The sequence below is a fragment of the Stenotrophomonas sp. 05L414_2 genome (assembly GCF_056397905.1).
This window is the reverse complement of sequence record NZ_JBFTOJ010000189.1, coordinates 1-7,173: the sequence shown is the minus strand read 5'-3', so window position 1 is coordinate 7,173 and position 7,173 is coordinate 1. Positions and strand designations below refer to the sequence as shown.

General features: G+C 66.1%; 7 protein-coding genes. 4 read left to right on the top strand and 3 right to left on the bottom strand.

Translation table 11 applies throughout. The features are described 5' to 3' along the window. Nucleotides 1–206: 206 nt before the first annotated feature. On the bottom strand, nucleotides 207–1,109 hold the full coding sequence (locus AC1DJN_RS19230) for a peptidylprolyl isomerase (protein ID WP_478039824.1): 903 nt from the start codon (nucleotides 1,107–1,109) through the stop codon (nucleotides 207–209). 410 nt (nucleotides 1,110–1,519) lie between these two features. Between AC1DJN_RS19230 and AC1DJN_RS19225 the strand changes: the two genes are divergently transcribed. From AC1DJN_RS19225 to AC1DJN_RS19215, 3 genes are all read left to right on the top strand, one after another. Further along, nucleotides 1,520–2,719 carry a hypothetical protein gene (locus AC1DJN_RS19225; protein WP_478039822.1) on the top strand — a complete coding sequence of 400 codons (1,200 nt, stop codon included), beginning with the start codon at nucleotides 1,520–1,522 and terminating at the stop codon, nucleotides 2,717–2,719. A gap of 92 nt (nucleotides 2,720–2,811) precedes the next feature. Continuing rightward, nucleotides 2,812–3,177, top strand: coding sequence for a PadR family transcriptional regulator (locus tag AC1DJN_RS19220; RefSeq protein ID WP_032975774.1), 366 nt, complete (start codon nucleotides 2,812–2,814; stop codon nucleotides 3,175–3,177). Further along, nucleotides 3,174–4,163 carry a sensor domain-containing protein gene (locus AC1DJN_RS19215; RefSeq protein ID WP_442251027.1) on the top strand — a complete coding sequence of 330 codons (990 nt, stop codon included), beginning with the start codon at nucleotides 3,174–3,176 and terminating at the stop codon, nucleotides 4,161–4,163. The genes AC1DJN_RS19220 and AC1DJN_RS19215 overlap by 4 nt, the downstream gene beginning before the upstream one ends. A 198-nt stretch (nucleotides 4,164–4,361) precedes the next feature. On the opposite strand, the gene AC1DJN_RS19210 is transcribed toward AC1DJN_RS19215, so the two are convergent. Next, nucleotides 4,362–5,669, bottom strand: a complete 1,308-nt coding sequence (locus AC1DJN_RS19210) for a polyhydroxyalkanoate depolymerase (RefSeq protein ID WP_025877691.1) — start codon at nucleotides 5,667–5,669, stop codon at nucleotides 4,362–4,364. 86 nt (nucleotides 5,670–5,755) lie between these two features. Next, nucleotides 5,756–6,352, bottom strand: coding sequence for a class I SAM-dependent DNA methyltransferase (locus tag AC1DJN_RS19205; protein ID WP_313444639.1), 597 nt, complete (start codon nucleotides 6,350–6,352; stop codon nucleotides 5,756–5,758). Between the two features lie 148 nt (nucleotides 6,353–6,500). Here AC1DJN_RS19205 and AC1DJN_RS19200 point away from each other — a divergent pair, with 148 nt between their 5' ends. Beyond that, nucleotides 6,501–6,956 carry a CopD family protein gene (locus AC1DJN_RS19200; protein WP_025877688.1) on the top strand — a complete coding sequence of 152 codons (456 nt, stop codon included), beginning with the start codon at nucleotides 6,501–6,503 and terminating at the stop codon, nucleotides 6,954–6,956. Nucleotides 6,957–7,173: the final 217 nt, after the last annotated feature.

Sequence of the window (7,173 nt, the reverse complement as noted above, 5' to 3'; positions counted from 1 at the left end):
GCGTGGATCTACTGGGTGCAGCTGCGGCCTTTGATCTGGGTCCGCCTTGAGCGAGCCGAGCATCGCAGGGGACCGACGTGCGAAGCACGGCGGCTCGCGACCGGCGGAACGCTTCTTTTGGTTACTTTTCTTTGTGTACAAAGAAAAGTAACGCCCAAGAACAATGAAGCGCCTTCAGCACGCGCCACGCGCAGGAAGCCAGCCTCCTACCGCACCGGCACCGGGATATTGCACAGGTCGATATGCCCGGCCGGGCGCTTGTAGAAATCATCCACGCGGTTGCGCCGCGCTTCGACCGTATCGGCGAAGGTCTTTGAATCCGTGCGCAGCACCTGGATCGGTGTGCGCTCGGCCGCGGGTACGTCGCTGACGCGACGGATCGACACGATCGGTGTGCGCAGCTTCGGGTCGGCGTAGAAGCCCATCGGTGCCGGTCCGCGCGCGATAGCGCTGAGCAGTTCCATGCCCTTCAGCACGCGGCCGACCAGGGTGATGTTGCGGTCSAGCTGGCGCGGCGATTGGCCAGTCACCACGTAGAGTTCKGCACCGATGCTGCTGTCTTCCTCGTTGCTGCGGCCCGCACCCAGCATGCCGTAGCAGTGCGCCAGCCAGGCCTTGCCGGCCTGCGGGTCCTGGCCGACCGGGAAGCCGTCGACGAAGCCGGTCTGCGCTGCCCAGCCATCGCGATCCGGCAGCACGCTCACCTTCAAACCGCTGTTGGCACGCTCGAATTCGGCCGGCAGCTTGCGCTGGGCGCTGCCGAACGGCTTGGCCTTGGCGGCATCGTCGGCGTCGGCATCGCCGAACTGCACCACGAAGTTGTCCTGCGAGCGGTAGATGCTGGTGCCGTCCCAGAAGTGCTCGTGGGCGAAGGTCTGGATGTTGGCGACATGGCGCGGGGCAAACTGCGGCGCCAGCTCGATGATCACCCGCCCGGCCGGCAGGTCCATGTACAGCAGGTTGGCCGGGTCCGGCGTGCGCCAGTCGCTGGCGGCCGAGGCCTCCAGGATCTGCTGCGGGCTGCGGTAGGGCGCGGCCGCGCTGGCCAGCGAGGGCAGCAGGCAGGCCAGGGCGAGGGTAGTCAGGGCAAGGCGTCGACGGTGCGRCATGGGATCCCCGGAACATGAACGAGGTCTCGATTCTGCGCGAGAGTGCGTGCCTGCGCCACGGTCCCGTGCTGGCCGTGTCCATGTACGTGCGGCACGATGGTCATTCTCCTTAATGGAAGCAGATGATGTTGATACCGCATCCGGAGGCCCCCGAAGCCGCACTGAGCGCCAGAATCGACCAGATCCTGAAGGCGTTCGTCGATGAAGGGGGGAATCGTGTGCATTGGTTGCAGACGTTGTCGCCACGTGGGCTGTTCGATCTTGATGAGCGTCGGCGCAGTTGGTGGGCTGCCAACGATGATGGCCTGCTCGCCTGCCTGAAAGCCTGTGCAGCGGCGCCGGTTACTGTGCAGACGGCGGCACTGTTCCTTGCGGGCTCGGATGGCAATGGCCGCACGCGTGAGGCCGCGTTGCAGATGATGCGCTCGGTGCCCAGCCATTTGACGTTGTCCTGTGCCTTGCTCCGCTGCAATGACTGGGTGGCTGAAGTGCGTGCGGCGGCGCAGGATTGCGTGATGTCCCTGCTCGGGCAGTGCGCGGTGCAGCACGTACTGGCGGCCTGGCCGGTCGCCGTGCGCCTGCGCCATTCCCAGCGCGTTGACCGGGCGTGGCTCGAGGGCACCCTGTTCGCCTGGTTGTCATCGCCCTCCAGCCGCATAGTGSTTGAAGGACTGCTGGGCCATCCCGACGCACGCACCCGGCTGATGGCCTACGCCGTCGCCCTGCACAGTCATCCGGATCGGGCAGCGTTGCGCGTGCGCGCGATTCTGGACAGTGATCCGCACATCTCGCACTTGGCACTTGCCGATCTTCTGCACCACGGTGAGCCTGCGGATGTCGAGGCGAAGTGCGCGCTGGCATTGTCCGCGCCTGCGAGCGGGGTACGTAGTGCCGCGTTGCGTGCGCTGGTCGAGCGCGAGGTGGCCGGCTTGGATGCGCACATCGAAACCGCGGCATTCGACCGTTCGAGAGGCGTGCGCCGGTTGGCGATGTGGCTGCTCCAGCAGCGGCAGGCCACGCCGGCCATCGCGTTGTGGCGAGACGAGCTCAAGCACCGTCGACGCGCGCGATGGCGCGAAGCATTGGAAGCGCTGGCCGATCACGCCGAGGCAGAGGATATGCCTGCATTGCGCGCCTTGTTGCCCCAGGTATCGGCGCGCCATCAGCGCAACTGCCTGCGCGGCTGGGTGCGGGCCGAGGGCGGTGCCCGTCTGGCATTGCTGCGCGAGGCACTGGAAAAGCCGGGGCGGACCGTGAATGCGTTGCTGGCCAGCGCCACCGTGCTATGGGCGGCAGAGCTGGACCCGCCGCGCCTGCTCGCCTTCTGCCACGACGGTCCTTCGCCGGTGGCACAGGCTGGCCTGCTCGGGCAGCTGACCCGGCTGCCCTTGTGGCAACACCTCGACCTGCTGCTGGATGCGGTACCGCAGCGCGAGGATGAACGTGCCTGGCACCTGCGGCTCGTGCATGGCTGGCTTCGGGTGAGCGGGCAGTACTCGCCGCTCGGGGCCGCCCGTCGGCAGGCCCTGCTCAGCCGGCTTGAAGAGGGCAGGCACTCTTTGCCGCAGAACGTTGCGGCCCAAGTGCGGGCGGCCGTCCATCATGCCTGAAGGCCCCCTTCCGCACGGCAGGATGACTAACGACACATTCGCTATACCGAACTTCGCACTACTGTGGACTTCAACGTAGTGGAGGGCCGGTCATGTCCGAGGACGATGTCCACCTGAAGAAGTTCCAGAAGGAGCTCAGCGCCGGCACCGTGTCGCTGGCCCTGCTCGCAGTGCTGGCCCGCGCCGGTGAGCCGCTGTACGGCTACCTGATCGCCAAGGAGCTGGAACGGGTGGGCGAGGGCGTGCTCAGTGGCAAGCAGAGCGCGCTGTACCCGGTGCTGCGCAACCTGGAGGGCGCCGGCCTGCTGGAGAGCCATGTGGAGCCGTCCAGCAGCGGGCCGCCGCGCCGCTACTACCGCATCAACGCGCGTGGCCGGGAGGTGCTGCAGCAATGGCGCCAGGCTTGGCGCGACACCCGTGATTCCGTCGATTCCGTGTTGGAGGGGGTACCGCAATGAACGACCTGGACCTGGCAGGCAACCGTCTGCCCAGCACCATCCCGCAGTACCTGGCGCAGCTGCGTGCCGCGCTGGACGGTGCCGATCCGGCGATGGTGCAGGACGCCCTGTACGACGCCGAGGAATACCTGCGCTCGGAACTGGCGGCGCAACCCGGCCGCAGCGAAGCCGAGGTCATCGCCGACGTCGCCGGCAGCTACGGCGCACCGGACGAGGTGGCGGAGATCTACCGCGAAACCGAGCTCACGGTGAACCGCGCGCTGCGCACGCCGCGGGCTGACACGGGCCCGGTGCTGCGTGCAGCGGCCGAGGCCAGCGGTGCTGCACCGGCGGCACAGCCCGCAGCGCCCGTGCGACGCTCGCTGCTGGCGCGTTTCTTCGGCGTAGTGACGGACCCGCACACCTACGGCGCGCTGTTCTACATGCTGTTGTCGCTGGCCACCGGCATCTTCTTCTTCACCTGGGTGGTCACCGGCCTGTCGCTGTCGCTGGGCCTGCTGATCCTGATCATCGGCGTCCCGTTGACCGTGCTGTTCTTCGGCTCGGTGCGTGGACTGGCGTTGCTGGAAGGGCGGCTGGTGGAAGCGCTGCTGGGCGAGCGCATGCCGCGCCGGCCGCAGTACACCGACCGCAGCCGCAGCTGGCTGCAGCGTATCGGCGACATGTTCACTGATGGCCGTACCTGGCTGACCCTGCTGTACTTCGTGCTGATGCTGCCGCTGGGCATCATCTACTTCACCATCGCGGTGACCTTGCTGTCGCTGTCGCTGGGCTTGATCTGGGCACCGGTGGCGGCGATCTTCAGCGGCGACATCCCCGGCATCTACATCAACGACGTGAACGTGCTGCCGATGGCAGCCTCGCCGCTGGTGGCGATCGTGGTAGCAGCGGTGGGTGTGTTGCTGCTGCTGCTGACGATGCACCTGGCACGCGGCATCGGCAAGCTGCACGGCATGCTGGCCAAGAACCTGCTGGTGCGCTTGTAAGGCAGCGATCTGTTCTCTGGTGGGTGCCGACCTCGGTCGGCACTTCGCCATGGTAGGTGCCAGCCTTGGTTGGCACGAACCATCAGGTGTCAGTACGCTTGAAAGAGCGCCAACCAAGGTTGGCATCTACCGAAAGCGCCAACCAAGGTTGGCATCTACCAGAAGCGCCAACCAAGGTTGGCATCCACCAGGGGCGTGCTACCCCGCCTTGCGGCGCAGCGGGGTGACGTTGCTCTTCTTCTTCGTGGCCTTCGCTGCCGGGGCTTCGGCATGCGCGGCGAAGAAGTCACGCACCTTCGGGTACACCACTTCGCGCCAGCGGCGGCCGCTGAAGATGCCGTAATGGCCGGCACCATCCACGATGAAGTGTTCACGGCGTTCGGCCGGTATACCGCTGCACAGTGCCTGCGCCGCTTCGGTCTGGCCGAGGCCGGCGATATCGTCCAGCTCGCCTTCGATGCTCAGCAGCGCGGTATCGCGGATTGCCGACGGGTCGACCTTTTCGCCGTTGACCACCCACTCGCCACGCGGCAGCAGGAAATCCTGGAACACCACGGAGATGGTGTCCAGGTAGTACTTGGCCGGCATGTCCAGCACCGCGTTGTACTCGTCGTAGAAGCGACGGTGCGCGTCGGCATCCTCCAGGTCGCCCTTCACCAGGTCGGTGTAGAAATCCCAGTGCGAGCTGAAGTGGCGGCTGGGATTCATCGACAGGAAGCCGGCGTGCTGCAGGAAACCGGGATACACGCGGCGGCCGGCACCTGGATAGCTGGCCGGTACGGTGTGGATGACGTTGTTCTCGAACCACGACAACGGGTTCTGCGTGGCCAGGTTGTTGACCGCGGTCGGGCTGCAGCGCGCGTCGATCGGGCCACCCATCATCACCAGCGTGCGCGGCGTCGGTTCGCCGCGGCTGGCCATCAATGAAACCGCGGCCAGCACCGGTACGGTAGGCTGGCAGACACTCACCACGTGCAGGCGCTCCACGCCAAGATGGCGGATGAACTCCTGGATGTAGGCGATGTAGTCGTCCAGCCCGAATTCGCCTTCGCTGCCGGGCACCATGCGCGCGTCGACCCAGTCGGTCACGTACACGCGGTGGTCGCGCAGCAGCGTGCGCACGGTATCGCGCAGCAGCGTGGCGTGATGGCCCGACAACGGCGCCACCACCAGCACGAACGGCTGGTTGAGCATGGTGTGCAGCTGGTCGGCTTCATTGCTGTGGCGCTTGAAGCGCAGCAGCTTGCAGAACGGCTTGCTGAGTTCCTCGTGCACCACGATCGGCACGCGCTCGCCCTCGACCTCGATTTCGTTGATGCCCCATTCGGGCTTCTCGTAATCCTTGCCGATGCGATGGAACAGCTCATTGACCGCCGCCAGACGATCAGCGCCAGGCATCTGCGACCACCAGTGTCCCTGGTTGGCGAAGAACTTGGCGTTGGCCTGGGCCTGGTGCACCCAGGGGGCGAGCAGGTTGCGGGTCAGTTCGTGCAGYTGATAGAGCATGCCGACCGAATATGTATGGTCTTATGTTGCCGCGCAGCATAGCGCATCCGACTGTCCCGGACGTTAAGCAGACTCACTGATCGTATTCAGCGGGCCGCCTGTTCCAGCGCAGTCGCTTCAGTGGCCAGCGCTGGCCCCAGCCAGAGGTGGGAGCCGACTGCCTGCAGGCCTTGCCGGGTCAGCTCGCGCCGGTACCAACGGGCCGGGCGCGACTGGAAGCCGTCATGGTCGCCCTCGAATTCATCTTCGGCGGCGAAGGTCTCCAGGAACGCCACGCCTGCGGTCAGCTCGGCGACACCGGCCAGGCCTGCGCGAAGTTCGCGGTTGGGCACGTAGTGCATCACGTCCGAACAGACCAGCAGGTCGACCGGGGCGCAGGGTCGCAGCCAGGCGAAATCGCCGAAGCTGGCCAGGTGCAGGTTGCGGGTGCGGCCGTAGCGGCGCACAGCGTACTCGCTGCTGTCGAAACCGAGGTATTCGACCTTCGGACGCAGTTTCAGCAGCGGCGCGCGCCATGCCCCTTCGCCACAGCCGACGTCCAGCACGCTGCGGATCGGTCGTTCCAGGTAGTACTCGGCCGTCGCCACGGCGAGGGCGACCTTGCGCGCCAGGCGCGCGCTGCCACCGATGTCGGCGCGGCGATACCAGCGCTGGAAGTAGGCGGCGTCGTAGGTCTTGTCCATGGCGATCCGGTGCAGTCGTGAAATCGGCGCCTATCGTACGGCGTTGCAGCACGTCATGCGTCGATGTGTCGCGGCGGTTGCACGTGAGGTGGCCTCGCCACGACATGCGAGAATGGCGGACATCCACGCCAGCCGCCGGAGCGAGCGCATGCAGAGCTATTACTGGGTCAAGACCTTCCACATCGTGTTCGTGGTGGCATGGATGGCCACGGTGTTCTACCTGCCGCGCATCCTGGTGAACCTGTCCGAGACCGCGGGGCAGCCGGCGGTGGTCGAGCGCCTGCAGCTGATGGGCATGCGCTTGTACCGCTTCGGCCATTCGATGTTCGGCCTGGCGTTCGTGCTCGGCCTGGTGCTGTGGCTGGGCTACAAGGTGATTCCGGATTTCCCGACCATGGTCGCCCCGGGTGGCGCAGGCTGGCTGCACGCCAAGCTGGGCCTGGTGGTGGTGCTGCTGGCGTACTTCATCTGGATCGGGCGGCTGCTGAAGGGCGTGGCCAAGGGCAGGGCGCTGCCGTCGTCGCGCGCGCTGCGCTGGATCAACGAGATTCCGCTGCTGGCCTTCATCCCGATCGTCTGGCTGGTGCTGGCCAAGCCGTTCTGAGATCTGGAGCTCTCGAACATGTCACTTTCTTGCTCGTGCAAGAAAGTAACCAAAGAACACGCCGCCAGGTCGCGAGCCGGTGCTACGCACCGGTGCCCTGTGCTTCTCGGTGAATCAGGGGACGGCGCCGAACTCGCTGCGCTCAGACATCGGCGCCTCTAGGCCCCTGATTCCCCTGCGATGCTCGGCTCGCTAAAAGGCGGAATGGAAGGTCAAG

What these genes read in the sequence shown, in the direction of transcription:
- AC1DJN_RS19220 (WP_032975774.1), top strand. Translation starts at nt 2,812, where the DNA reads ATGTCCGAGGACGATGTCCACCTGAAGAAGTTCCAGAAGGAGCTCAGC.
- AC1DJN_RS19215 (WP_442251027.1), top strand. Translation starts at nt 3,174, where the DNA reads ATGAACGACCTGGACCTGGCAGGCAACCGTCTGCCCAGCACCATCCCG.
- AC1DJN_RS19205 (WP_313444639.1), bottom strand. Translation starts at nt 6,352, where the DNA reads ATGGACAAGACCTACGACGCCGCCTACTTCCAGCGCTGGTATCGCCGC.
- AC1DJN_RS19200 (WP_025877688.1), top strand. Translation starts at nt 6,501, where the DNA reads ATGCAGAGCTATTACTGGGTCAAGACCTTCCACATCGTGTTCGTGGTG.